Annotated in this window: 22 protein-coding genes; 10 read left to right on the top strand and 12 right to left on the bottom strand. The window is 72.1% G+C overall.

The features are described 5' to 3' along the window. Positions 1-84 precede the first annotated feature (84 nt). Complete coding sequence (locus tag ACWCWD_RS11230; RefSeq protein WP_450771994.1) at positions 85-1,725, bottom strand: penicillin-binding transpeptidase domain-containing protein; 1,641 nt, start codon at positions 1,723-1,725, stop codon at positions 85-87. Between the two features lie 506 nt (positions 1,726-2,231). Between ACWCWD_RS11230 and ACWCWD_RS11225 the strand changes: the two genes are divergently transcribed. Continuing rightward, a complete protein-coding gene (locus ACWCWD_RS11225; RefSeq protein ID WP_450771992.1) occupies positions 2,232-2,858 on the top strand; it encodes a hypothetical protein in 627 nt (208 codons plus the stop codon). A gap of 67 nt (positions 2,859-2,925) precedes the next feature. Here ACWCWD_RS11225 and ACWCWD_RS11220 read toward each other — a convergent pair whose 3' ends face one another. Further along, positions 2,926-4,695 (bottom strand): dolichyl-phosphate-mannose--protein mannosyltransferase, encoded by a 1,770-nt coding sequence (locus tag ACWCWD_RS11220; protein WP_450771991.1) that lies wholly within the window; start codon positions 4,693-4,695, stop codon positions 2,926-2,928. A 62-nt stretch (positions 4,696-4,757) separates the two neighbouring features. On the opposite strand from ACWCWD_RS11220, the gene rsmI reads away from it, so the two are divergent. Beyond that, positions 4,758-5,660, top strand: coding sequence for a 16S rRNA (cytidine(1402)-2'-O)-methyltransferase (rsmI, locus tag ACWCWD_RS11215; RefSeq protein WP_390960175.1), 903 nt, complete (start codon positions 4,758-4,760; stop codon positions 5,658-5,660). Between the two features lie 4 nt (positions 5,661-5,664). Here the strand turns inward: rsmI and ACWCWD_RS11210 are convergent, their stop codons facing one another. The 5 genes from ACWCWD_RS11210 to ACWCWD_RS11190 are packed head-to-tail and all read right to left on the bottom strand — an operon-like array spanning position 5,665 to position 9,664. Continuing rightward, on the bottom strand, positions 5,665-6,783 hold the full coding sequence (locus ACWCWD_RS11210; protein ID WP_450771989.1) for a serine hydrolase domain-containing protein: 1,119 nt from the start codon (positions 6,781-6,783) through the stop codon (positions 5,665-5,667). Continuing rightward, entirely contained in the window at positions 6,780-7,703 is a 924-nt protein-coding gene (locus ACWCWD_RS11205) for a DUF6895 family protein (RefSeq protein WP_450771987.1), read from the bottom strand. Before ACWCWD_RS11205 ends, ACWCWD_RS11210 begins: the two co-directional genes overlap by 4 nt. Continuing rightward, positions 7,700-8,758: a DUF6895 family protein gene (locus ACWCWD_RS11200; RefSeq protein ID WP_450771986.1), complete on the bottom strand. Its 1,059-nt coding sequence runs from the start codon at positions 8,756-8,758 to the stop codon at positions 7,700-7,702. The genes ACWCWD_RS11205 and ACWCWD_RS11200 overlap by 4 nt, the downstream gene beginning before the upstream one ends. Next, the gene (locus tag ACWCWD_RS11195) at positions 8,755-9,471 is read right to left on the bottom strand and encodes a hypothetical protein (RefSeq protein ID WP_450771984.1); all 717 of its coding nucleotides are present in this window, start codon (positions 9,469-9,471) and stop codon (positions 8,755-8,757) included. Before ACWCWD_RS11195 ends, ACWCWD_RS11200 begins: the two co-directional genes overlap by 4 nt. Before the next feature lie 10 nt (positions 9,472-9,481). After that, positions 9,482-9,664 carry a hypothetical protein gene (locus ACWCWD_RS11190; protein ID WP_450771983.1) on the bottom strand — a complete coding sequence of 61 codons (183 nt, stop codon included), beginning with the start codon at positions 9,662-9,664 and terminating at the stop codon, positions 9,482-9,484. Between the two features lie 481 nt (positions 9,665-10,145). Between ACWCWD_RS11190 and ACWCWD_RS11185 the strand changes: the two genes are divergently transcribed. The 4 genes from ACWCWD_RS11185 to ACWCWD_RS11170 all read left to right on the top strand — a co-directional run bounded on the left by ACWCWD_RS11185 (position 10,146) and on the right by ACWCWD_RS11170 (position 13,385). Then, positions 10,146-10,544 (top strand): hypothetical protein, encoded by a 399-nt coding sequence (locus tag ACWCWD_RS11185; protein ID WP_450771981.1) that lies wholly within the window; start codon positions 10,146-10,148, stop codon positions 10,542-10,544. Between the two features lie 111 nt (positions 10,545-10,655). Continuing rightward, a complete protein-coding gene (locus tag ACWCWD_RS11180) occupies positions 10,656-11,522 on the top strand; it encodes a TatD family hydrolase (protein ID WP_450771980.1) in 867 nt (288 codons plus the stop codon). Between the two features lie 58 nt (positions 11,523-11,580). Next, entirely contained in the window at positions 11,581-12,453 is an 873-nt protein-coding gene (gene rsmA / locus ACWCWD_RS11175) for a 16S rRNA (adenine(1518)-N(6)/adenine(1519)-N(6))-dimethyltransferase RsmA (protein WP_450771979.1), read from the top strand. Then, positions 12,450-13,385 (top strand): 4-(cytidine 5'-diphospho)-2-C-methyl-D-erythritol kinase, encoded by a 936-nt coding sequence (locus ACWCWD_RS11170; protein WP_450771977.1) that lies wholly within the window; start codon positions 12,450-12,452, stop codon positions 13,383-13,385. Before rsmA ends, ACWCWD_RS11170 begins: the two co-directional genes overlap by 4 nt. Positions 13,386-13,582: 197 nt before the next feature. Here the strand turns inward: ACWCWD_RS11170 and ACWCWD_RS11165 are convergent, their stop codons facing one another. The 4 genes from ACWCWD_RS11165 to ACWCWD_RS11150 form a co-directional block, all read right to left on the bottom strand. Then, complete coding sequence (locus ACWCWD_RS11165) at positions 13,583-14,140, bottom strand: hypothetical protein (protein WP_450771975.1); 558 nt, start codon at positions 14,138-14,140, stop codon at positions 13,583-13,585. Positions 14,141-14,207: 67 nt separating this feature from the next. Continuing rightward, complete coding sequence (locus ACWCWD_RS11160; RefSeq protein ID WP_450771974.1) at positions 14,208-15,038, bottom strand: hypothetical protein; 831 nt, start codon at positions 15,036-15,038, stop codon at positions 14,208-14,210. Positions 15,039-15,440: 402 nt separating this feature from the next. Beyond that, positions 15,441-15,707 carry a hypothetical protein gene (locus tag ACWCWD_RS11155; protein WP_450771973.1) on the bottom strand — a complete coding sequence of 89 codons (267 nt, stop codon included), beginning with the start codon at positions 15,705-15,707 and terminating at the stop codon, positions 15,441-15,443. Between the two features lie 35 nt (positions 15,708-15,742). Beyond that, positions 15,743-16,414: a lipoprotein gene (locus ACWCWD_RS11150; protein ID WP_450771972.1), complete on the bottom strand. Its 672-nt coding sequence runs from the start codon at positions 16,412-16,414 to the stop codon at positions 15,743-15,745. A gap of 119 nt (positions 16,415-16,533) precedes the next feature. Between ACWCWD_RS11150 and ACWCWD_RS11145 the strand changes: the two genes are divergently transcribed. The 4 genes from ACWCWD_RS11145 (at position 16,534) to ACWCWD_RS11130 (ending at position 23,800) form a co-directional block, all read left to right on the top strand. Next, on the top strand, positions 16,534-18,354 hold the full coding sequence (locus ACWCWD_RS11145; RefSeq protein WP_450771971.1) for an ABC-F family ATP-binding cassette domain-containing protein: 1,821 nt from the start codon (positions 16,534-16,536) through the stop codon (positions 18,352-18,354). Between the two features lie 1,020 nt (positions 18,355-19,374). Further along, entirely contained in the window at positions 19,375-20,799 is a 1,425-nt protein-coding gene (locus tag ACWCWD_RS11140; protein ID WP_450771970.1) for an outer membrane protein assembly factor BamB family protein, read from the top strand. A 100-nt stretch (positions 20,800-20,899) separates the two neighbouring features. Beyond that, positions 20,900-22,786 carry an outer membrane protein assembly factor BamB family protein gene (locus tag ACWCWD_RS11135; RefSeq protein ID WP_450771969.1) on the top strand — a complete coding sequence of 629 codons (1,887 nt, stop codon included), beginning with the start codon at positions 20,900-20,902 and terminating at the stop codon, positions 22,784-22,786. A gap of 285 nt (positions 22,787-23,071) precedes the next feature. After that, positions 23,072-23,800 (top strand): response regulator transcription factor, encoded by a 729-nt coding sequence (locus tag ACWCWD_RS11130; RefSeq protein ID WP_450771968.1) that lies wholly within the window; start codon positions 23,072-23,074, stop codon positions 23,798-23,800. 56 nt (positions 23,801-23,856) lie between these two features. Here the strand turns inward: ACWCWD_RS11130 and ACWCWD_RS11125 are convergent, their stop codons facing one another. Next, positions 23,857-24,153: a hypothetical protein gene (locus ACWCWD_RS11125; RefSeq protein WP_450771966.1), complete on the bottom strand. Its 297-nt coding sequence runs from the start codon at positions 24,151-24,153 to the stop codon at positions 23,857-23,859. Between the last annotated feature and the right edge of the window lie 12 nt (positions 24,154-24,165).

Below are 24,165 nucleotides of genomic sequence, written 5' to 3'. Positions count from 1 at the left end.
CCCGGATCCGGACACGGCGGTGCGCCGGGCCCTGGCCGGGCCCGGCGCACCACCATCGCCGGAGGGGGAGCGACACCCCTGGGCTCACCCCGCGCGCAGGACCGCCGCCACGACCGGACCGGCCGCGGTGCCGCCGTGGCCGCCGGACTGGACCACCCCGGCCGCGGCCAGGTCGTCGCTGAATCCGGTGAACCAGCTGTTGGACTTGCCCTGCCCGTCGACCTCCGCCGATCCGGTCTTCGCGCCCTTGTCGCCGCCGACCGAGGACATGGCCACCGTGCCGGTGCCGCTGGGGTCGGTCGCGGTGAAGCGCATCATGTCCCGCAACTGCTGGGCCACGGTGCCGGGGAGAGGCTGGGCGGTGGCGAACGGACGGTCGTCCAGGTCGCGGGCGACGATGTAGGGCTGCTTGAAGGAGCCCGACTTCGCGGTCGCGGTGACCGACGCCATGTTCAGGGGGCTCATCAGGGTCTTGCCCTGGCCGATGTACGAGGCCGCGGTCTCGGCTCCCGACGACTCGGGGATGCTGCCGTCGAAGGACTCGATGCCGGTCTTCCAGTTGTCCTGGCCCAGTCCGAAGTAGTCGCGCGCCTCCTGGCCGAGAGCGGTGCCGGCCACGTTCTTCTCGGTCAGTGCCTTGACCGGCTTGATGAAGGCGGTGTTGCACGACCGGGCGAAGGCGTTCTTCAGTGTGCCGTTCGGGATGGAGAACTCATCGAGGTTGTGGAAGGTGACTCCCTCCCAGGAGACGGTCGACGGGCACTCCACGGGGGAGTCGATGGTCCCCAGGCCGTTCTGGATGATCATCGCCGCCGTGATGATCTTCATCGTTGATCCTGGGGCGAGCTGCCCCGTCATGGCCGCGTTGAAGCCGTCCGCCCGGTTGTTGGCGATGGCCCGTATCGCGCCCGTCGACGGCTGGACCGCCACCACGGAGGATTCGCCGAACTGCTTCACGGCCTTCTCCGCCGCCGCCTGCACGTTCGCGTCGATGGTCGTCTTCACCTCGCCCGGCTTGCCCTTGGCGAGCGTCAGCAGGGTGATGGCGGGGGTGTTCTCGTCGCCGCTCTCGATCGACGTCTCGATGCCGGCGGTGCCTCCCGCCTTCGCTCCGTACCGGTCGCGCAGCGTGGCGATGACCGGCCCGAGCGACGGGTACTCCTCCTTGGTCAGCACCTTGCCGTTGCGGTCCACCGCCTCGATCTCCGGCGCGGACGACTCCCCGGTGACGAGCGTCGCTCCCGCCGTCAACTGAGGGTGGACGACGCTCGGTTGCCAGTCGACAAGCGGCTTGCCGGTGGTCAGCCCGCGCACCACGGTCAACTCGGAGGAGTACGAGAGCGGCTTGCTCTGTCCCTCGAACGAGACGGTCCCCTTCACCGTGTACGGGACCTTCGCCCCGACCGCCGGCCCCGGGGTGATCACTACGTGCTCGATGTGAGCTTCGGTGGAGTACCCGGTCAGTACGGGCTCCGCCTCCACCGGATGGTTCGTCAACTGCGCCGCGCCCGCCCCGTTCCCGGAGGACCAGGCCGCGAAGAACGCCTTCGACGCCTCGGCGATCTCCTTGGCGTCCGGCGGCCCGGTCTTCACCGCGACGGTCTTGGTGCCCAGGCCTCCACCGCCCCCGTCGTCGAACAGTACCGAGTACGCGCCGTAACTCAGCCCCCCGGCCACCAGCACGAACACCCCGCCGACAATGGCGACTTTGGCTCCGCCTCGCATGGTTGCGGTCCCTCCCCCGAGATCCATCTTGAACATGTTCAAGAATCTGTCTGCGTGGATGACTGTACGGGACATGTGTGACTGCCGCGAAGGTTGTTATCAGACCGGAACGATGGTTTCGGCCGAGGCCGGGGAGCGCTCTCCCACCCTCGGTGATCCGCGCGCCCGGCCGCGTCGGCGAAGTCGAGTCGCGTGACGGCCTGTCGCGCCCGCTCAGGGTGGCGCCCGTCCGCATGTGGCCAGTTGATGGAGGCTGCGTGCTCACCATGTGAAACGCGCAGGTGGGAGGCTTGACCCGTGCTTGCTGTGCACCCTCTCCGACTGGTATGAACATGATCACTTCGCCCGGTCATCCGTGCGGAGACGCTCGGCAGAGCCCCGCGCCACGGATCGACGGCAGTCGCCTCCCGCGCGGGGCATCGCTCTGTCGGCTCGATTCCCGTCCCGCCGACCAGGCTCAGCCGCCCCCCCACCACGGCCAGGTCCCCGTACCTCCAGGAACCGCCATGCCTCATCGACACGTTCCCCGCCGCGCCCTGGTCGCCCTCGCGGCCCTCACCGCCCTCGGAGCCTCGGCCTGCACCCCCGACGAGGCGTCACCCTCGCGGTCCGGTGACGCGGCGCCGGTATCGTCCGCACCCGCCGGCGCCCCTGCGACGGCCGCGTCCGCGTCACCCACCGCGAGCCCCACGCCTTCCCCCACCCAGGAGGCGCCCGAGGAGATGCTCGCCGTCCTGCACTACATCAGCGCCACGGCGGGCGGCCACAGCGTGGCCTACCGCCCGGCCGTGTTCTGCCCGTTGGAGACGATGCAGAGCTTCGACGACTGCCGCCCGACCATGCCGGCCGACGGGGTCGGATTCGTCGCGACGGCCGACCCGAAGGAGGCGTCGGACTCCATCCGCCCGCTGGAGGAGGACGCGTCCGTCGACTTCTACGTCAACGGCAACGACGTGCGGATCGGCAAGGACGACCTCGTGGACGCCGACGCGCACGGGGGCATCGAGTTCGCCGTCGACTTCCAGGAGGGGGACACCTCGGTCGTGCGGCTGACCTTCGCCCCGAGCGGTTCGATCGCGAGCATCGAAGGTGTGAAGCAGACGGAGATCCACTCCGACATCACGGGCGAGTGACCTGGCGCCTGCCCGGACGCGGGGAGGGCCCGGTCACCGACCGGGCCCTCCCCGCACGTCCGCCCCCCTACACCCAGGAGTCCAGCCACATCCGGTTCCGCCAGTCCGGCTCCGGGATAGGCGTCCCCGTGTACAGGGGCCAGAAGTAGATGAAGTTCCAGATGATCAGCAGCACCAGCAGCCCCGCCGCCACCGCGCCGATCGCGCGGCGGCGTTCGCCGGTGGGGTCGGAGGTGGGGAGGCCCAGTTCGGCGCGGGTACCGGTGCCGGCCGCCGGGCCGATCATCGCGCCGATCATCATCGTGACGGCGAGACAGAGGAACGGCACGAAGACGACCGCGTAGAAGAAGAAGATCGTGCGTTCCTGGTAGAAGAACCACGGCACCCACCCGGCCGCGACCCCGCAGGCGATGGCGCCCGCCCGCCAGTCGCGGCGGAAGAGCCAGCGCCACACTACGTACACGAGGGCGAAGCAGGCCGCCCACCAGAGCAGCGGGGTGCCGAGCGCCAGGACCTCGCGGGCGCACTTGCCGGTCGCCGAGTCGGGGCAGCTGGGCTCCTCGTAGAAGTACGAGACGGGGCGGCCGAGGACGATCCAGCTCCAGGGGTTCGACTGGTACGTGTGGCCGGAGGTCAGGCCCACGTGGAAGTCGTAGACCTGGCGCTCGTAGTGCCAGAGGCTGCGCAGCCAGTCGGGGAGCCAGGTCCAGCCGCCGCTGCGGCCCTCCGCGGTGTCCGCCCAGTGGCGGTCGTACCCCTTGTCCGTGACGAGCCAGCCCGTCCAGGAGACGAGGTACGTGGCCAGGGCGACCGGGACCGTGGAGACGAAGGCGGGCAGCAGGTCGCGGCGGAGGACCGCCGAGTACGGGCGGTACGCGCCTGCGGTGCGGCGGGCGCCCACGTCCCAGAGGACCGACATGACGGCGAACGCGGCCAGGATGTAGAGGCCGTTCCACTTGGTGCCGAAGGCGAGGCCCAGCATCAGCCCGGCCGCGAGCCGCCAGGGCCGCCACCCCAGGCGCAGGGTCTCCGCGATCCGGGCGTCCGGGCGGAGCACCCCCTCCTCGTCCACCGGGAGGGCATCGGCGAGTTTGCGGCGGGCCCAGTCGCGGTCGTTCACCAGGCAGCCGAAGGCCGCGACCACGAAGAACATCAGCACCAGGTCGAGCAGGGCGGTGCGGCTCATCACGAAGTGCAGCCCGTCCACCGCGAGCAGCAGGCCCGCCAGGCACCCCAGGAACGTCGAGCGGAACATCCGGCGCCCGATCCGGCACAGCAGCAGCACGGACAGGGTGCCGAGCAGGGCCACCATGAACCGCCAGCCGAACGGCGTGAGGCCGAACATCTGCTCGCCGAGCCCGATGACCCACTTGCCGACCGGCGGGTGCACCACGTATCCGGGGTCGACGGGGACCTTCACCCGGGACGGGTCGCTCAGGATGAGCTTGTCGACGTCCTTGGGCCAGGCGCCCTCGTACCCCTGGTTGGTCAGGGCCCAGGCGTCCTTGGCGTAGTACGTCTCGTCGAATATCACCGCGTCGGGCTGCCCCAGCCGCCAGAAGCGCAGCACCCCGGCGACCAGGGTCACCAGCAGCGGGCCGCCCCACCCGGACCACCGTTCCAGCCGGTCCGCGAGGGCCGGTGGCACGCCGAGGACCCCCCAGGTGCGGGGGCTCGGCCGGTTGTAGGGAGGGATGAGGCGTTCGCGCAGCCCGATGTCCTTCCGGGGCACGTGGCCGAAGCGGTGCAGCCGCCGCTCCCAGGGAGAAGGCTGCTCGCCGCGGAGTTCGTCCCCGGCGTCGTGGCCCTGCCGGGCGTCGGGCGCAGTACTCGTCACCGCGCCATCGTAGGGAAAGCATCTGTGCGAGGGGGGCCGCCGGGGCTGGGAGGATGGTTCCTGTGACTGAAACGCCTGGAACGCCTGGAAAGCCGACCACCGGAACGCTGGTTCTCGCGGGGACCCCCATCGGCGACGTGGCGGACGCCCCGCCGCGTCTCGCCGCCGAACTGGAGACCGCCGACGTCGTGGCGGCCGAGGACACCCGCCGGCTGAAGCGCCTGACCCAGGCGCTCGGCATCCACACCACGGGGCGGGTCGTCTCGTACTTCGAGGGGAACGAGTCGGCCCGCACCCCGGAGCTGGTCGAGGCGCTGACCGGCGGCGCGCGGGTGCTGCTGGTCACCGACGCGGGGATGCCGTCCGTCTCCGACCCCGGCTACCGCCTGGTCGCCGCAGCCGTCGAGAAGGACATCAAGGTCACCGCGGTGCCCGGCCCCTCGGCGGTCCTCACCGCCCTGGCGCTCTCGGGTCTGCCGGTGGACCGGTTCTGCTTCGAGGGCTTCCTGCCCCGTAAGGCGGGCGAGCGCCTCGGCCGTCTCCGCGAGGTCGGCGACGAGCGCCGCACGATGGTCTTCTTCGAGGCCCCGCACCGCCTGGACGACACCCTCGCCGCGATGGCCGAGGTCTTCGGCGCGGACCGCCGGGCCGCCGTCTGCCGCGAGCTGACGAAGACGTACGAGGAAGTGAAGCGCGGCCCGCTCGGCGAGCTGGCGGTGTGGGCGGCCGAGGGCGTACGCGGCGAGATCACCGTCGTCGTGGAGGGCGCGGGCGACAAGGGCGCCGAGGAGCTGGACGCGGCGGAGCTGGTGCGCCGGGTCCAGGTCCGCGAGGAGGCGGGGGAGCGCCGCAAGGAGGCCATCGCCGCCGTCGCCGCGGACGCCGGACTGCCCAAGCGCGAGGTGTTCGACGCGGTGGTCGCCGCGAAGAACGCCGCCCGCACGCCGGGCACGCCCACCGTCTGAGCCCTCAGGCCGTCAGCACCCCGTGGACCGTCTTCACGAACGGGTCCCCGCGCGACACCCGCCGGGTGCAGACGGCGGCCAGCGCCGTCCCGGTGTCCGGGCAGTAGCCGAGGAACGCCTGCTGCCCGGAGGTCGCCCCGGCGTGGAAGTTCACCGGGCCGTGCGGGGACGCGTGCTGGAACCACGTCAGCGTGTGGGTGTGGGTGTGCCGGAGGCCCCGGCGCAGTACCGGGTGCCGCATCCCCGCCAGCGCGGCGGCGAGCGGGGCGTCCGGCGGCGGTACGAACGGGGTGACCCCGGCCGCCTCCGTCCCGGCGTACGCGCCGCTCGCCGCGAGGTGCGCCTCCAGGAAGGTGAGCAGGTCGTGCGGGGTGGACCGGACGGCCCCCGCCCCGGCGAACCCGCCGATGTCGAGCGCCGGCACCGGGGCGCCGCCGCGCCCGTGGCCCGTCGCGTCGGCGCCCGGGCGCCCCGGGCCGACCGCGGTGGAGTCCAGGTGCAGCGGCGCGAGGACCTCCCGGTGGACGAGGACCTCCCAGGGGGTGCCGGTCGTGGCGGCGAGGGTGTGGGCCAGGACCGCGACGGCGAAGTTCGAGTAGTGCCAGCGGGTCCCGGGCGCGTGGCGCGGGCGGGCCCGCAGGAAGGCACGGACGACCCGGCCGGCGTCGTAACCGGCGTACGGGGCGGTGGTCCAGCGCGGTACCGCCTGCGGGTAGAAGTCGGCGGGCAGTCCGGGCAGCCCCGAGGTGTGGGTGACCAGATGGCGCAGGGTGATCGCCCGTAGCGACGGGTGCACCGGGTGGCCGGGCGCCAGGAGCTCCGCGGCCGGGGCGTCGTACGAGAGGCGGCCCGCGGCGACCAGCCGGGCGAGGAGCAGCCCGGTGAAGGTCTTGGACGCCGAGCCGAGCTCGTACCGGAGCCGGTCGCGCGGCCGGTCGTCCGGTTCCGGCGCGGTGCCGGTGACGTGCAGGGTGCGGTGTCCGTGGCGGCTGAGCGCGAGCACCAGGCCGGGCGCCGGGCCGATCGCCCCGGCCGCCCCGGCGAGGAGCCGCGCGTCCGCGTCGGCGGCCGGGCCGCCGGGGCCGTCGGACGCGGTACGGGCGGGGGCGGGGAGCGTACTCACGCGGAGGCCGCCGAGGAGAGGTCCGACAGGGAGCGCGAGACCGCCAGCGCCGAGGCGAACGCGGCCACCAGCGTCGGGTGGTAGACGAGGTCGAAGACCCACCCCGGGTCGCCCTCGGGCATTCCCTCCAGCACCGGCATGGCCCCGTCCGGTTCCTGCGCGGCGGCGAAGGCGTCCCAGGCCGCCGGGTCGAGCGTCGGCTCGGTCAGACAGGCGTCGACCACCAGCAGCTCGCCGAGGAGGTCCCAGCGCTTCAGGTCGGTCCAGTCGTCCAGCCAGACGGGGAGCCAGAGCGCGAGGTAGTCGGCGATCTCCGGCGGCAGTCCGTCGGGCGACAGGCCCCAGTCGGTGAGGTGGAAGACCGTGTGGGTGATGTCGTAGGCGATGTGTCCCTCGACGGTCCACGGCTCGGGCCGGGCGGCGAGCCAGGTGCGCCCGAACGCCTCGTCCTCCGGGACGCTCGCGGTCAGCCCGAACCGGCGCTCGACCGTGGCGATGCCGAGGCGCCGCACCGGGTTCACCTCCAGCCGGCCCCAGCTGGTGAGGCGGCGGTTCAGGCGGACGGCCGCTTCGAGGTCCGGGTGGCGGTAGCCCAGCTCCTTGAACGGTACGTACACCTCCATCGGCGCCGGGCAGAGCGGTTCGCGGCGCTGCCCGTCCAGCAGCCGGTGCCCGGAGTCCAGCAGCTCGTGCCAGGCGAAGTCGAGGAGGGAGCGGGCGAGGGTGGCCTGCTGGGACCCGGCGACGCCCTCGCGGAAGATCACCTTGCTGATGAGCGCCAGCTCACCGAGGGGCTTGAACCGGTCCAGCATCCCGGCCTCGGGGGAGGGGTCGTCCTCCAGCCGGAACCCCTCCCGGTGGGCGTGCAGCCACTGGAGAGCCTTCGCTCCCACCTCGTGGATCTGCTGGATACCGCTCATGCGCAGTGCTTCCTTTCGGACGAGGCGGACGGGACGGGTGCGGCGGGTGCGGTGGGGTGTTCCAGCCGGGCCGCGGTGAGCGAGGCGGCGAAGACCGTCACCAGCGTGGAGTGGTAGCAGGCCAGGAACGGGTACGGCTCCTCGTCGTCGCTCGTTCCCGGGGCGCCGGGCTCGACCGGCGGGCCGGTCTCCGGGAGGCAGCCGCTCGGATGCTGCACCCGGGCGAGCGCGGGCCAGGCCTCGGCGAACAGCTCCACCGGCGGTGCCCCCGGCAGGCCCGCGCCGACCGCCAGCAGTTCGGCGGTGAGGTCCCACTGGTGGCTCTCCAGGCAGCCGTCCGTCCAGGCGGGCAGCCAGGCCCGCAGATAGACGTCCAGGTCTTCCGGCATCCGCTCGGGGGCGACTCCCCAGTCGGTGACGTGGTACGCCGCGTGGGTCAGGGAGTAGCCGGAGGAGCGCTCCAGCATCCAGGGCTCGGACAGCCCGCCCAGCCAGGTGCGGCGCAGCACCTGCCCGGCGTCCGCGTGCGGGGCGATGCCCACCCGGCGCTCGGAGTTGATCAGCCCCAGCTGCCGGTTGGCGTGCTGCTCGGTGACCGCCCAGCCCCGGGTGGCCGCGACCCGGCGGGCGAGCCGCTCGAAGCCCTCGTGACGGAGCCCGTGCCCCGCGAAGGCCGCGTAGATCTCGAACGGGTACGCAGCGAAGGGCTCGGACCGCAGGAGTTCCAGCAGCAGCTCCCCGGAGCGGGTCTGCTCCCAGGCGAACGCCACCAGCCGGTCGGCGGTGGCGTGGGCCGGATCGGCGGGGGCGGTGACCCGGTGGGCGGTGCTGCACAGCTGGGCCAGTTCGCCGAGCGGCTTGAGGGTGTGGTCGACCTTGGTGTGCGGCTCCAGCACGTCCTCGGGGAGGACGAAGCCGGACAGGTGGTCCTCGGTCCAGGCCAGCGCGCGGTCGCGCACCTCGCGTACGAGGGTGGTGAGCGCGGCGACGGCGGCCCGGCGGTCCGCCGTGCCGCCGTCGCCGGGGCGTGCCGCCGTCGCCTGCTCCGCCGTCACCGGCCGCGCTCCTCGGTCATCAGCCGGGCGGCGCGGACGTTCAGGACGACCCGGGGGTCCTGGCCGCCCATCAGCTCGACGAAGTCGAGTCCCCGGTCGAGTCCGAGCGTCGGCGGCTCCCCGCCCAGGGCGGCCAGCCAGCGGCCGGTGCCCGAGGCCTGGAGCCAGTCGCGGCGGCGCACCGCGCGGACGAAACCGCGCGCGAGGTCGGTCACCCGGCCGCGGGCGACCTCCGCCACGGAAGACGCCGCCGCCGGGACGGCGAGCGGCGTGAGGAGGGAGAGCTGGTGCGAGAACGCCTGCCAGGGGGCGTCGGCCAGGCCGGCGACACCGGGCTCGTCCAGGAGGGCCGTGGTGCCCGGCGGCCGTCCGGTGGTGATGGAGGGGGCCACCCGGTGCAGGGTGGAGAGCATCGCCCAGTGGCCCCAGGCGGCGGAGGGCGAGGCGTCGGGGCGCGGCGGGAACTCCTCCACCGCGCGGTGGAAGACCGCCACGTCTCCGGGGTGCGGGTTCTGTCCGTACAGCACGCTCGGCAGCAGCAGGTCGGCTCCGATGACCCGTACCGCGGCGATGCCCGTTCTGTCGTCCTCGTGGATTCCGGCCGCGCCGCACACCGTGGCGAGGTGGCCCCCGCTCCTAAGAGCGAGGACCACCTCGTTCGCCAGGTCGTGCACCGCGTCCGAGAGCCGGGACGAAGCGCTTGACTGGTTCATGGGCTGAGAGTCAGCCCTTCTTCGGCCGCGGGGTGGGCGGCGAGAGGAGGAGCAGCGAGCCACCCCCGAGGAGTGCCAGGTACGCGCACTCGCGCGAGTCGCGGTACAGGCCCTCGACCTCGCCCGGGTTGAGCGCGGCCTCCAGGTCGGTGTCGAGGTCGGTCGCGGTGGTGGGGGTGATTTCCGTGTGCATGAGCGTTCCCGTTCTGTTCTGTGGAAAAGCCGGGGGTTGCGTGTACTTGCGTACGGTTCGAGTGAAAACCAGATAAGCGAACCGCGCAAACCGGACATGCTGTTTTGTTGAGGTGCGGAATTCAATTGAATGCTCAATTCATTCCGCACCTCGTGAATGCGCCCCCGTGCGCCCCTGGTGCAGCCCTTTGCCTGCGGGGGTTTTCCGCTCACCGACCCCCGTCCGGGCACCCGGCGCACGGAGGTGTGGGCGCCGGGAAATGCGCCCCTCGGGAGGGTGAACGGGCGGTGCACGCCCGCGCGCCGCCAACGGCTGGTTTCGTGCGGGGCGCCCTCGCACCATGCGCGGACCAAGGGCTCACCAAGGAGTCCAAGAACGCATCAACACTGGTCCTGAGCCGGTGCGATTCACATTCGGCGGGTGTGCACTGGGAGGTGGAAACACTCGGGAGCGGCTTGTCCTGCGGACAAGAGGAGCAAGTATGAGTGAGATCGCGGCGACCACGGTCCACGAGGCCTATGCCTTCGCGTGCATGCGATGTGGACACGGCTGGGAACAGGCCTACGAAATAGAGCACCACGTCGACCGGGACGGCAATACCTTCGTCGTCTACAAGGCCGACGGAGAGCGGGTCCCCTCTCCTCTGTCGACCCCGACCTGCACGAACTGCGGCGGCCACGTGGTCCGCATCATGCGTTCGGGACGGGTCTCCCTCGTGCAGCAGCTGCTGCAGGGCAACCCGCGGCGCGATCGGACCGGCACCGCCGCCGCCGAACGGGACGACGGCGAGCGGGTGGCCGCCGTGGCCGTACCGGCGGGAGCCGGAGCCGCCCGCCACTGGCACCTGTCGGACCTGTTCCACCCCTTCCAGCGCCGCTGACGGGGGCGCCGGCCGGGGGTGCGACCCGGGCCGCCGGCCAGGAGCGCCCGCCCGTGTCCCCGGACCCGGGCGGGCGCCCTCCTGTCCGGCCCTCCTCGTACGATCAAGGGCATGAGCCGTACCGAAGCGCCGCCGCTGCCCGAACCCCTGCGGGTTCCGGTCGCCGATTCGCACACCCACCTGGACATGCAGGACGGCACCGTGGAGGAGGCCCTCGCGCGGGCCGCCGCCGTCAACGTCACCACCGTCGTCCAGGTCGGCTGCGACCTCGCCGGGTCGCGCTGGGCCGCCGAGACGGCCGCCGCCCACCCGCAGGTGCACGCCTCGGTCGCCCTCCACCCCAACGAAGCGCCGCGCATCGTCCACGGCGACCCCGAGGGCCGCACCCGCGAAGGGGTCCGCGCCCCCGGCGGCAGGGCCGCGCTGGACGAGGCGCTCGCGGAGATCGACGCGCTCGCCGCCCTCGCCCACGTACGCGGCGTCGGCGAGACCGGCCTCGACTACTTCCGCACCGAGCCCGAGGGCCGCGCCGCCCAGGAGGAGTCCTTCCGGGCGCACATCGAGATCGCCAAGCGGCACGGCAAGGCCCTCGTCATCCACGACCGCGAGGCCCACGCCGACGTGCTGCGGGTCCTCGCCGAGGTCGGCGCCCCGGACCGCACGGTCTTCCACTGCTACTCCGGCGACGCCGAGATGGCCCGGATCTGCGCGCGGGCCGGCTACTTCATGTCCTTCGCGGGCAACGTCACCTTCAAGAACGCCCAGCCGCTGCGCGACGCCCTCGCCGTCGCCCCCGCCGAACTGGTGCTCGTCGAGACCGACGCCCCCTTCCTCACCCCCGCGCCCTACCGGGGCCGCCCCAACGCCCCCTACCTCATCCCCGTCACCCTCCGGGCGATGGCCGAGGTCAAGGGTGTCGACGAGGACACCCTCGCCGCGACGATCGACGCCAATACGGCACGGGCCTTCGACTACTGAGCGGGGGCGGGGACGCGGTCGCACCTGCGATCGCAATCCGGGCCCGTACGCTTAGTGGGTGAGCAGCACAGAGTCCGACGCCCTCCTGGGCCCCGCAGACATCCGCGAACTGGCGGCGACGCTGGGCGTACGCCCGACCAAGCAGCGCGGCCAGAACTTCGTCATCGACGCCAACACGGTCCGCAGGATCGTGCGCACCGCCGAGGTGCGGCCCGACGACGTCGTCGTCGAGGTCGGGCCGGGGCTCGGCTCGCTGACCCTGGCGCTGCTGGAGGCGGCCGACCGGGTCGTGGCCGTGGAGATCGACGACGTCCTCGCCGCCGCCCTGCCCGCCACCGTCGCCGCCCGGATGCCCGGCCGCGCCGACCGGTTCGCCCTGGTCCACTCCGACGCGATGCTGGTCACCGAGCTGCCGGGCCCCGCGCCCACGGCGCTCGTCGCCAACCTCCCGTACAACGTCGCCGTGCCCGTGCTGCTCACCATGCTGGAGCGCTTCCCGAGCATCGAGCGGACCCTCGTCATGGTCCAGTCCGAGGTCGCCGACCGGCTCGCCGCCCGCCCCGGTAACAAGGTCTACGGCGTGCCCTCCGTGAAGGCCAACTGGTACGCCGACGTGAAGCGCGCCGGAGCCATCGGCCGCACCGTCTTCTGGCCCGCCCCCAACGTCGACTCCGGACTCGTCTCGCTGGTCCGCCGCACCGAGCCGGTCAAGACGTCCGCCAGCCGCACCGAGGTCTTCGCCGTCGTCGACGCCGCGTTCGCCCAGCGCCGCAAGACGCTGCGCGCCGCGCTGTCCGGCTGGGCGGGCTCCGCACCTGCCGCCGAGGCCGCGCTCGTCGCCGCCGGGATCTCCCCGCAGGCCCGGGGCGAGTCGCTCACGGTCGAGGAGTTCGCCGCCATCGCCGAGAACAAGCAGGAGCTGTCCGCATGACCCACAGCGCCACCGAGACCGGCAGCGCCACCGCGACCGCGAGCGTCACCGTTCGCGTACCGGCCAAGGTGAACGCCCAGCTCGCGGTGGGCGCGGCCCGCCCCGACGGCTTCCACGACCTCGCCAACGTCTTCCTCGCCGTCGGCCTGTACGACGAGGTCACCGCGACCCCGGCCGACGAGCTGACGATCACCTGCTCCGGCCCGGACGCCGCCCAGGTGCCGCTGGACCGCAGCAACCTCGCCGCCCGCGCCGCCCTCGCCCTCGCGGAGCGGTACGGCATCGAGCCCGCCGTCCACCTCCACATCGCCAAGGACATCCCCGTCGCCGGCGGCATGGCCGGGGGCAGCGCCGACGGCGCCGCCGCCCTCCTCGCCTGCGACGCGCTCTGGTCCACCGGCGCCTCCCGCGAAGAGCTCCTCGAGATCTGCGCGGAGCTCGGCAGCGACGTCCCGTTCAGCCTGATCGGCGGCGCCGCCCTCGGTACCGGCCGCGGGGAACTGCTCACCCCGGTCGCTACCGGCGGCACCTTCCACTGGGTCTTCGCCGTCGCCGACGGCGGACTCTCCACCCCGGTCGTGTTCGGCGAGTTCGACCGGCTCACCGCCGGTACGGACATCCCCGAGCCCACCGCGGCCCCGGCCCTGCTCGACGCCCTCGCCTCCGGCGACCCGGTCGCCCTGGCCAAGACCCTGAGCAACGACCTCCAGGCCGCCGCCCTCTCGCTGCGCCCCTCGCTCGCCGCGACCCTGGCCGCCGGCACCGACGCCGGGGCCCTCGCCGCCCTGGTCTCCGGCTCCGGCCCGACCACCGCGTTCCTGGTCCCCGACGAGGCGACCGCCCACCGGGTCGCCGCCGCCCTCACCGCCTCCACCACCTGCCGCACGGCACGGGTCGCGGTGTCCCCGGCGCCGGGGGCGACGGTGGTCTGAGGGGGCCGTCACGGCGCCCTTCGGGGGCCTCCTCTTCTGCCGAGCCGCGTTCCACATGCGCCGGTGGTGCTGTTGGCGACCGCGAAGGTGGTCTGTAGTGTAGGAAGAAGCCAGCGACCGTGGGTCTCTGGAAGTGGAGCCAGGTGACCTGGGGCAGACCGGGAGCCTGGCTCGGCGCATTTCTGCGCATGTGCGGTTCAGCAGCCGGTGTCCACCTCGAAGTCGATCAACGCCTCTCCCAGCTGCTGGGTGTACTGATGGTCGCCCTGTCGATGAGCGCGTACCGCTCCGGCGACGATGTCCGAGACCCACAACAGAGGCTCGTCGTTGCCGTGCACATGGTCGGCCTGTAGCCGGGTTCCCTTCGGGAGATTCGCGCGGGCGGCGAGGACGGTCCGGATGTCCCGGGCGTTCAGGGTTTCCTGGCGGGCTTCGATGTAGAGCTGGTCCACCCCGAAGCCATGGAGTTCCACGACCAGAGCTGTCAGGCACTTGGCGCGAGCACGTTCTTGCTTCCTTCTCGGAACGGGGGCGCCGACCGAGACGATGTGGATCCCACTCTGCGAGGCGACGAGGCGGGCGGCTGCGTTCCGCTGGCGCTGGTCCATCTCCGTCCAGTGGATTTTGCTGGTGGCGCGGCGGCCTTTCAGCGCAAGCATGGCGGCGCGCACGCTGTCCACGGCTGCAGGCTCGATGATGGCTGCGGCGAGGATGTAGAAGCCGGTGGAATCGTGTTCCTGGAAGGACTCGTCCACCCAGGCAGGTGTCGGTTCTTCCTCGTGGCGGGTACGCGGACGTTCCCCCAAGTCCTGGCTGATGCGGTCACTTCTCTCGTCGGCCCGAGCGTGTGGTGCTGCCGCGGGTGCCCGTAGTGGTGGTCGTGGTGCCGGTTGCGTCGGCGGGCATCGTGGTCGGGGAACTGGTCCTACGTGGACGCACGATCGGGTTGAGGTTGTACTGGTACGACATGGTGAAGCCGTTGGGGAGCAGCGGCTCCTTGCGGTAGTGCGCACGCCGTTCGGCCAGATCCAGGGCGAGAAGTTCTCTCAATCCGCGCTCATGGGTGTCGGCGGACCAGCCGTACCAGGTGAGCGCCTTCTCGGCGGGGAAGGACGACCATGGCTTCTCCCGAGCGACGGTGAGCAACAGTGCCAAACCGGGCAGATGGATCTCCCCGTCGTATCCCCTCGTCCAGAACGACGTGGGAATCTGGAGAAAGCGCTCCTCCTCGGACTCGCCGAGAGGCCGGTGATAGGCCCTTCCGCTGGCGTCCTCGCGGAGTAGCGTGGCGGTGATACGCGTTCCCTCCCGGGTGCATGCGATCAGCCGACGCTCCTGGAGTCGGCGCAGGACACGCCATGCGCCAGTTCGGGCTGCCTGGTCGCTCGCGGTTTCCTGGATGTCCATGAGCCGCGCCCACACCGCGCTGTCGTGAGTGGTGGACCAGCCGCGCTCGCTGTCTTCGTTGCTGCAGGCAGCGACGATCATCAGATACGCCCTGAGCCCCCGCAGGTCCCTGCCTGTCACGAAATCCTTCAGCGGCCCGTGGCGGCTCTCACGGTCGGCCGGAGCCTGCACGAATACCTTGCGCAGCGGAACGCTGGATCGTACGGCGCGCTTCAGGAGGGCTGTGCGGGTCTCGTGCCCGGTCACCCTCGCGTCCTGTCTGCTCGGCTCGTTCGCCGCTGTCGTTCTCACGCCGCTCAAAGTAGACGGGAGGGCCGGCGGGAACAAGCTGTCCAGCCCGCGGGGCGCCGCACGTGTCAGCGGGTACATGAGAGGTCAGCTGTGAAAGATCATGATGAGAGAACTACCGTGGAAGACCTATGAGAGTTCGGTTCAGTGATCGGGATGGCTCAGCTCCGAGCTCTGCACGTCTCGATCGTGCTGGGCGGTCGGCGCAGGTTGCGTAGCCGACCACTTGGCTTGGACGGCTTTCTTCTTCCGCGGAACCCCCTTGCGAGGTGCGCCGGTCTGCCCCTCCACGGCCCGACCGTGTCGTCCCGGCTCCCCACCGAGCGACGAAGCTCCTCGCTGACCTCACGGGGCCTGCGGTCAGTGCCGGACGAGCATGACGATGCCGAGCGTCGCGCAGGCGACGCCCACCACGAGCTGGAGGATTCCCAGGGTTTTGAGGAGCGCCGGAGGCACTGCCCTCGGGTTCCGGCCGGCCGCCTGCCTGCTGTACAGCTCGATGGCTCGGTCTGTGCGGAGGAGCAGGAAGAGCCCGACCCCCGTGAATGCCAAGCCCACGAAGGCAAGGAGAACCTTCGCGCCGACGGGTGTCGGAGGGGACTCGGACAAGGCCGATACGAGGTGCATGACGGTCTCTCCCGCTCGAAGGCCGGCCGGCGGGTTCAGCCGGCCCGCAAGCTCGACTTCGCCAGCTCGTACGCCGGGAGCATCTGCTCGTGCTCCTCGGTGTCCAGGCCGCCCAGGTGGACGACGACCGGGCCCTTCGCGGTGGGGACGAGGAAGGCGCGTTCCTGCTTCGTCTCGTCCAGGGCCTCGACGGTCACCGTGTAGGTGGCCTCGGCCCCGGCGACCGTGCCGGCCTCGATGTCCGTGTAGGTGGCGTCCGAGGCGCCCTCCTCGGCCGTCACGAACGCCTGGAGCTGCTCGCGCGGGGAGGCGGAGGACTTCTCGCCCTGCCATACCCGCAGATAGCCGATGTTTCCGGCCGGCTTCGCGTCGATCTCGCAGACCATGGTCATCGGACCCTGTTTCGCCAGTGCGGCGAGCTCGGGGGCGGCGGCGACGTCGACGGCCTGAGGCTTCCACCCGGCGGCCAGGTCGAAGGTGACCGGCAGTTCGCAGGCGGAGCCGGCGGCACCGATGGCGGCGCCCTTGGCGGCGGGCTCCACGGTGGCCTCGGCGTCCGTGCCGGACGGTGCGGCGGAGGCGCCGGCGGAGACGGCCGCGGCCTTCCCGCTGTCGTCCGCGCGCTCCGTTCCGCAGCCGGAGAGGGCGCAGACCGCCCCGGCCAACGCCGCCACCAGTACCGTGCGCCGCACCGATATGCCCGCCATGAAGTTCCCACCCCGGAGACGTTCCTGCCCGGGGGGCCGCCCCGGAAGATCGCCGCACGCTACCGCATCCGCGCGGCGACTACCCTGGGAAGTCGATCCATCCCCTGGGCAGGAGTGAAATGGCCGTCAATCTGGTCAATGTCGAGCAGGTCAGCAAGGTGTACGGCACCCGTGCGCTGCTCGACGGTGTGTCTCTCGGAGTCTCGGAGGGAGACCGGATCGGTGTCGTCGGCCGCAACGGCGACGGCAAGACGACCCTCATCCGGATGCTCGCCAAGCTGGAGGAGGCGGACGGCGGACGCGTCACCCACCTCGGCGGCCTGCGCCTCGGCGTCCTCACCCAGCACGACTCGCTCGACCCGAAGGCGACGATCCGGCACGAGGTCATCGGTGACCTCGCCGACCACGAGTGGGCGGGCAGCGCCAAGATCCGCGACGTGCTGACCGGGCTCTTCGGCGGTCTCGCGCTGCCGGGCTTCGAGCATGGCCTGGACACCGTCATCGCCCCGCTCTCCGGTGGTGAGCGCCGGCGTATCGCGCTCGCCAAGCTGCTCATCGCGGACCAGGACCTGATCGTCCTCGACGAGCCCACCAACCACCTTGACGTCGAGGGCATCTCCTGGCTCGCCGGACACCTGCGGGCCCGCCGTTCCGCGCTCGTCTGCGTGACCCACGACCGGTGGTTCCTCGACCAGGTCTGCACCCGCATGTGGGACGTCCAGCGCGGCACCGTCCACGAGTACGAGGGCGGCTACAGCGACTACGTCTTCGCCCGCGCCGAGCGTGAGCGGATCGCCGCGACCGAGGAGTCCAAGCGGCAGAACCTCATGCGCAAGGAGCTGGCCTGGCTGCGGCGCGGCGCCCCCGCCCGTACCTCCAAGCCGCGCTACCGCATCGAGGCCGCCAACGAGCTGATCGCCGACGTGCCGCCGCCGCGCGACACCAGCGAGCTGATGAAGTTCGCCAACGCGCGCCTCGGCAAGACCGTCTTCGACCTGGAGGACGTGACCGTCCAGGCCGGTCCCAAGACGCTGCTGGAGCACCTCACCTGGCAGCTCGGCCCCGGCGACCGCATCGGTCTCGTCGGCGTGAATGGCGCGGGCAAGACCTCGCTGCTGCGTTCGCTCGCCGAGGCGTGCCGCAGCCAGGGCGACGTCCAGCCGGCCGGCGGGAAGATCGTCGTCGGCAAGACCGTCCGGCTCGCCTACCTCTCCCAGGAGGTGCACGAGCTCAAGCCCACCCTCCGGGTGCTGGAGGCCGTGCAGCAGGTCCGTGACCGGGTGGACCTCGGCAAGGGCCGCGAGATGACGGCGGGGCAGCTCTGCGAGCAGTTCGGCTTCACCAAGGAGAAGCAGTGGACGCCGGTCGGCGACCTCTCCGGTGGTGAGCGGCGCCGGCTCCAGATCCTGCGTCTGCTGATGGACGAGCCGAACGTCCTCTTCCTCGACGAGCCCACCAACGACCTCGACATCGAGACCCTCACGCAGCTGGAGGACCTCCTCGACGGCTGGCCCGGCTCCATGATCGTGATCTCCCACGACCGGTTCTTCATCGAGCGCACCACCGACAAGGTGATGGCGCTGCTCGGCGACCGGGCGCTGCGGATGCTGCCGCGCGGCATCGACGAGTACATCGAGCGCCGGCAGCGGATGGAGGAGACGGCCACCCCGTCCGCCACCCCCGCCGCCGGGACCAAGGAGCCCGCACCGGCGGCCAATGCCGTCTCGGCGCAGGAATCGCGGGCGGCGAAGAAGGAGTTGCAGAAGGTCGAGCGGCAGCTCGGCAAGCTCTCCGACCGCGAGACCAAGCTGCACGCCCAGATCGCGGAGAACGCCACGGACTTCGGGAAGGTCGCCAAGCTCGACGCCGAGCTGCGCGAACTGGTCACCGAGCGCGACGAGTTGGAGATGCGCTGGCTGGAGCTGGCCGAGGACGCGTAAGCACTGCCCGCACGGATCCGTGCGCACCTGAACGGACCCGGGTGGATCCGGCCGCACACCGGCCGGTCCGCTCGGGTCCGTTCCGTTCCGCGCGGCGGAACCATCCGTGCGCGGCGGGGGATTCCGGTCGCCCGGGTTCGGGTGCGGGGGAACCTGCCGTGCCAGCGGGAGAGTTGGCGGGGCGGCTCCCCACGGGCGCGTAACGGCGGCATCACGGACCGGTTCTCCCTTGGGAACAGCGGGCGGACCGAATCGGTGTGCGTGCTGGTGCAGGTGGTACAAAGAAGCCCCGCCAGACTGTCGCGACGCCGCGGTAGCCATGCCCGTTCCGCTCCATTCCCGGGGGAGTTCAGGACGTACGTCGCACGACGCCGTCCGTCCCCGAGGGATCGCGGGGGAGGCGGGAACGGGCACCGGAACCGCACGAAGGGGGACGTGCTGATGACCCAGCCGCCCAGCCAGCAACCGCCGCAGGGGGGCTCGGGGACTCCGCAGGAGCCCCCGCACGGGTCTCCCCAGCAGCCGGCCGCCCAGCAGCCCGGGACCCAGCCCCCCGGTACGCCGCCCCCGCCCCCGGCGGCCCCGCCGGCGCCCCCCGCGCAGCCCCCGGCCCCCGGCGCCCCGGCGTACGGCTACCCGCAGGCGCCCGGCCCGTACGGCCAGCAGCCCCCGGGCCCCGGCGCACCCGGGTACGGCTACCCGCAGGCCCCCGGCCCGTACGGCGCGCCGCAGCAGCCCGGCCCGTACGGTCAGCCGCAGCAGCCGGGACCGTACGGTCAGCCGCAGCCCGGTCCGTACGGGCAGCAGGCGCCGGGACCTTACGGCCAGCAGCCCCCCGGTCCGTACGGCGAGCAGCCGCAGCCCGGTCCGTACGGTCAGCAGCCGGGTCCGTACGGTGCGCCGCAGCAGCCGGGTCCGTACGGGCAGCAGGGCTTCCCTGGTTACCCGGCTCCGCCCGGCCCGCCGCCGGTCGCTCCCGGCCCCTCGTCCGGGCGCGGGTTCTTCCGCGGCCGGACCGGGGTGATCGTCGCGGCGGCCGCCGCACTGGTGGTCGTGGCCGCGGTCGGCGTGGGCTTCGCCGTGGGCGGGGACGACGACGGCGGGAAGCCGGTCGCCCAGAAGAGTTCGGACGGGAAGGGCGGCGCCGGGCCCAGCGCCTCGGCCTCGGGCGACGGGAACGACGAGGGCCGCGAGACGGACGACAACCTGAACGCCGGCCGCCAGAAGGGCGAGGCGAAGATCCTCTGGATGAAGGACAACGACCTGAAGCTGCCGCACGCCGGCGGCGCCATGGTCCACGGCCCCTGGATCGTCGGTGACACCCTGGTCAAGGCCGCCTACCGGGGCATCTCCGGCTACTCGCTCGACACCGGCGAGGAGAAGTGGTCGGTGAAGTTCGACACCGACATCTGCGCCGCGCCCGTCAACGCCACCGCGGACGGCAAGGTCGTCCTGGGCCTGATGGACGGCACCGGCGACCGGGCCGACTGCGCCGAGATCCAGCAGATCGACCTCGCCGCGGGCAAGGCCGGCTGGAAGAAGACGATCGAGCAGAGCGGCATCTGGGACATGCTGACCGAGGTCAGCCTGGCGATCAGCGGTGACACCGTGACGGTCGGCCGTTCCGGCGGCACCAACGCGTTCCGGGTCAGCGACGGCAAGGAGCTGTTCGGCAAGCCGTCCGGCAACTGCCAGCCCGTCGCCTACGCGGGCGGTCCGAAGCTCATCGCCGCCCTCAACTGCAGCACGGGCGACCCGGAGAACCCGCAGCAGCAGATCCAGCAGCTCGACCCGGAGACCGGCAAGGCCCGTTGGACGTACCAGCCGGAACGCGGCTGGGAGGTCGACCGGGTGTACTCGGTCGACCCGCTCGTCGTGGCGCTGACCAACGAGAAGAAGAAGTCGTGGGGCGTCATCGCCCTCAAGGACAACGGCACGCTCCGCTCCACGCTGTCGGGTGACGCGGCGGACAGGTTCGCCCCGAACTGCGGCGGCACGCTGGAGATCTTCGGCAAGTCCCTGGACACCTGCACGGGCGTCGTGGCGGACGCGAACACCTTCTACATGGCGACCGAGGCCCCCAGCGCCACGGACCGCAGCAACGCGGTGGTCGCCTTCGACCTCGACTCCGGCAAGACCAAGTGGAAGGCGGCCGCGCCGGAGGGCCGGCTCATGGAGCCGATGCGGATGGACGGCGGCAGCCTGATCGTCCACCTGGAGGCCACCTACGAGAACGGCGGCGCCATCGCCTCCGTCGCTCCGGCCGGCGGAACCCCCAAGATCCTGCTCCAGCACCCGGCGTCCACGGCGCTCGTCGAGGAAGGCATATTCGACGGCAAGTTCCTCTGGCTGGACGGACGTTCCATCATCGTCGCCGACCAGCTCACCGAGGCCAACAACAGGGGCGACGACCGCGAGACGGCGATGATCGCGTTCGGCAAGTGACAGCGCCGCTCCCGGGCCGTGCGCCCGACACCCCCCGTTCCGACCGCCCTTACCCTTACCCTCACCCTTCCCCTCACATTTCCCCCGAGGTACGTACGAGATGACCCAGCCGCCCCCGCCCCCGCAGCAGCCCGGCGAACCGCCGAAGGGCGGCTTCGGCGCCCCGCAGGACCCGCCGTCCGGCGGCTTCGGCGCGCCGCCGCCCTCCCCGTACGCGAAGCCCCCGCAGGCACCGCAGGCCCCGCAGGCCCCGCAGCCGCAGGCTGCCCAGCCGCCCCAGCCCCAGCCGCCCCAGCCGCCGCAGGGTCCGGCCGGGCCCGCGTACGGGTACCCGCAGCCGCAGCCCGGATACGGCTATCCGCAGGGGCCGCCGCCGCAGCCCGGGTACGGCTACCCGCAGACGCCGACCTCCTCGCAGCCCGGCCAGCCCGGTTACTTCGGCCAGCCGGGTCCCGGTCAGCCGGGGTACGGCTACCCGACGCAGCCGCAGTACGCGCAGCCGCAGCCGCCCCAGGGCACCGGCGGCGGCAAGAAGGTCTCCGCGCAGATGAAGATCATCATCGGGGCGGCGCTCGCCGTGGTGCTGATCATCGGCGCCGGGGTCGTCTACTCGGCGTCCGGCGACGGCGGGGACCCGGAGGTCTCGACCGCGGGGCCCACCGCCGGTGGCGGCGGCGGTGACGGGGACAAGGGGGACGGCGGCGGTCTCGCCGGAGGCACCGAGAAGGTGCCGGCCTCCACCAAGTCGCACGTCTCCTTCCAGATCCCGAAGCCGAAGGTCTCCGACGTCACCACCGTCTACGGCTCCTGGGTCACCGACAAGGTGTACGTGAAGACCGGGGTGTACGAGGTCGCCGGATACGACCTGGAGAAGGGCACCAAGCTCTGGTCGATCCCGACGGCGGGCCAGCTCTGCGCGGCCTCCCGGCACATGACGAAGGACTACAGGACCGCGATCGTCTTCGAGGAGTCCAAGCCGACCTCGGCGGACAAGTACCCGTCCTGCAACAAGCTCGGGGCGCTCGACCTGAACACCGGCAAGATGCTCTGGTCGAAGTCGGTCACCGCCGCCTCCAACGGTGACGAGCCGGTGCGGTTCAGCGAAGTGACGGTCAGCGGGACGACGGTCGCCGCGGCGGGCACCGAGGGCGGTGCCGCCTTCGACATCAACACCGGGGCCCAGCTCTGGGCCCCGAAGATCTCCAGCGACGACTGCTACGACACCGGGTACGGCGGCGGCGAGGCGCTCGTCACCGTCCGCAAGTGCGGTTCGTACGACGACCCGAAGCTCTCCATCCAGACGCTGGACGCGAAGACCGGCGCCCCGATCTCCTCGTACGACATGCCGCCGGGCGTCGAGTACGCGGCGGTCGTCTCCACCGAGCCGCTGGTCGTCGCGGCCGACATCGGCGACACGGCCGGTGACGGCTCCAGCATCTCGGACTACTTCTCCATCGACTCCGAGACCGGCAAGCTGATCGTCCGGATCTCCGCCGACGCCGAGCGGTACGCGGGGGAGTGCGGCTCCACCGAGGTGGAGCGGTGCGTCGGCATGACGGTCGGCAACAACCGCCTGTACGTGCCCACCGAGTCCCACGAGGGCACCTCGGAGTACGGCGACACCAACGAGATCGTCGCGTTCGACCTCACCACCGGCAAGCTGCTCGGCGCCCGCGCCGACGCGGGCGAGCGGTACAGCATGATCCCGCTCCGGATGGACGGCACCAACGTCATCGCGTACAAGGTGCCCCCGTACGACAAGGGCGGCCAGGTCGTCTCGCTCGACGGCGCGACCCTGAAGGAGACGGTGCTGATGGAGAACCCCAGCACCGAGAAGATCCGGGACGCGGAGACGTACTTCGGCTACGACCGGGGGGAGTTCCTGTACGAGAAGGGACGGCTCTTCCTGTCGCCGAACATGCTCAGCGAATCGAGCGGCGCGGACGAGGACGACCGGCTCCTCGCCATGGCGTTCACCACCGGCTGACCGCCACCGGCCGGCCCTGCCGGCCGGCCGGACACCACCCGCCCCGTGCCCGGGGCACCCCGCAGGACGGCCCCGCCGGTCGGAGAAAGACCGGCGGGGCCGATCGTTTTCCGTCAACTCTGTGACGTCCGAAGCAGAAGAAATCGGCCTTCTGGGGGGCTTCTGCCACGTATGGGCGCCACGGCGTCGAACAAGCGTGTAGCTTGCCGGGTCTAGGCCGGGGGGCCGACGGTCGTGGCACACATGCGCACGGCGGTTCACGGCGGTACTGGGGGTATCTGCGCGATGAGCGTGCGGCTCATGGTGGTCGACGACCACCGCCTGCTGGCCGAGGCGCTCGCCTCGGCACTCAAGCTCCGGGGGCACCGCGTGCTCGCGGCCACGGCGCCGACCTCGGGCGCCGCGGATCTCGTCATATCCCGGGCCCCGGAGGTCTGCCTCTTCGGGACGGCCTCGCCCGCGGCGCCGGGCGCCTTCGACCCGATCGTGCGGATCGGACAGGAGCGCCCGCAGGTGGCGGTGGTGGTGCTGGGCCCGGTGCCCAGCCCCCGGGGGATCGCGGCGGCCTTCGCTGCCGGGGCGGCCGGATACGTCCGGCACGACGAACGCATCGAGGGCGTCGAGCGGGCCATGATGAAGGCCAGGGCCGGTGAGGCGTCGGTGGCGCCCGCCCTGCTCAGGGGCGCCTTCACCGAGCTGCTGCACCCGGTGGAGAAGCCCGACGACGAGGGCCAGCGCCTGCTGCGGCTGCTGACGCCCCGCGAGGCGGAGGTGCTGGTCCGTGTCGCCGAGGGCGAGGGCACCCGGCTGATCGCCGCCGGGATGCGGATCGCGCCGAGCACCGCCCGTACCCACGTCCAGCGGGTCCTGATGAAGCTCGGCGTCGGTTCCCGGCTGGAGGCCGCCGCGCTCGCGGCCCGTACGGGGCTGCTGGACCGGGCGGTCGTCCACACGGCGATGGGCACGGCGCGCGAACCCGGGTACGACATGCCGCAGGGGCCGGACGCACCCTGAGCTGCGGGTGGGTCCGGCCCCTGCGTTAGGCCGTGGGGGAGGCGCGGTGCGGCCGGTCAGTGACCGGCGGGGCCGCCCGGCTCGACCGGTTCGGCCGGGGCCTGCGTCGGGCGCAGCCACATCCAGACCAGGAACAGCAGTCCGAGGACGAGCATCGCGAGGCCGGTCCACAGGTTGATGTTGACGCCCTGGGCCTTCTCGAGGTCGGCGTCGGACGGGCTGATGCCCGCGATGGTGACGATGACTCCGTAGACCACGAAGAGACCGCCGATGATCCGCCTGATGTCGAAGAGGCGTGCCGCCGTGGCGGACTTGCTCTCCAGGTCGGAGACTTCCTTGTGCAGCTCGGACATGGTGGTTCCTCC

The organism is Streptomyces sp. NPDC001493 (assembly GCF_053597235.1).
Note: the sequence above shows the minus strand (reverse complement) of the source record. Positions and strands in the feature narration are given on the sequence as shown.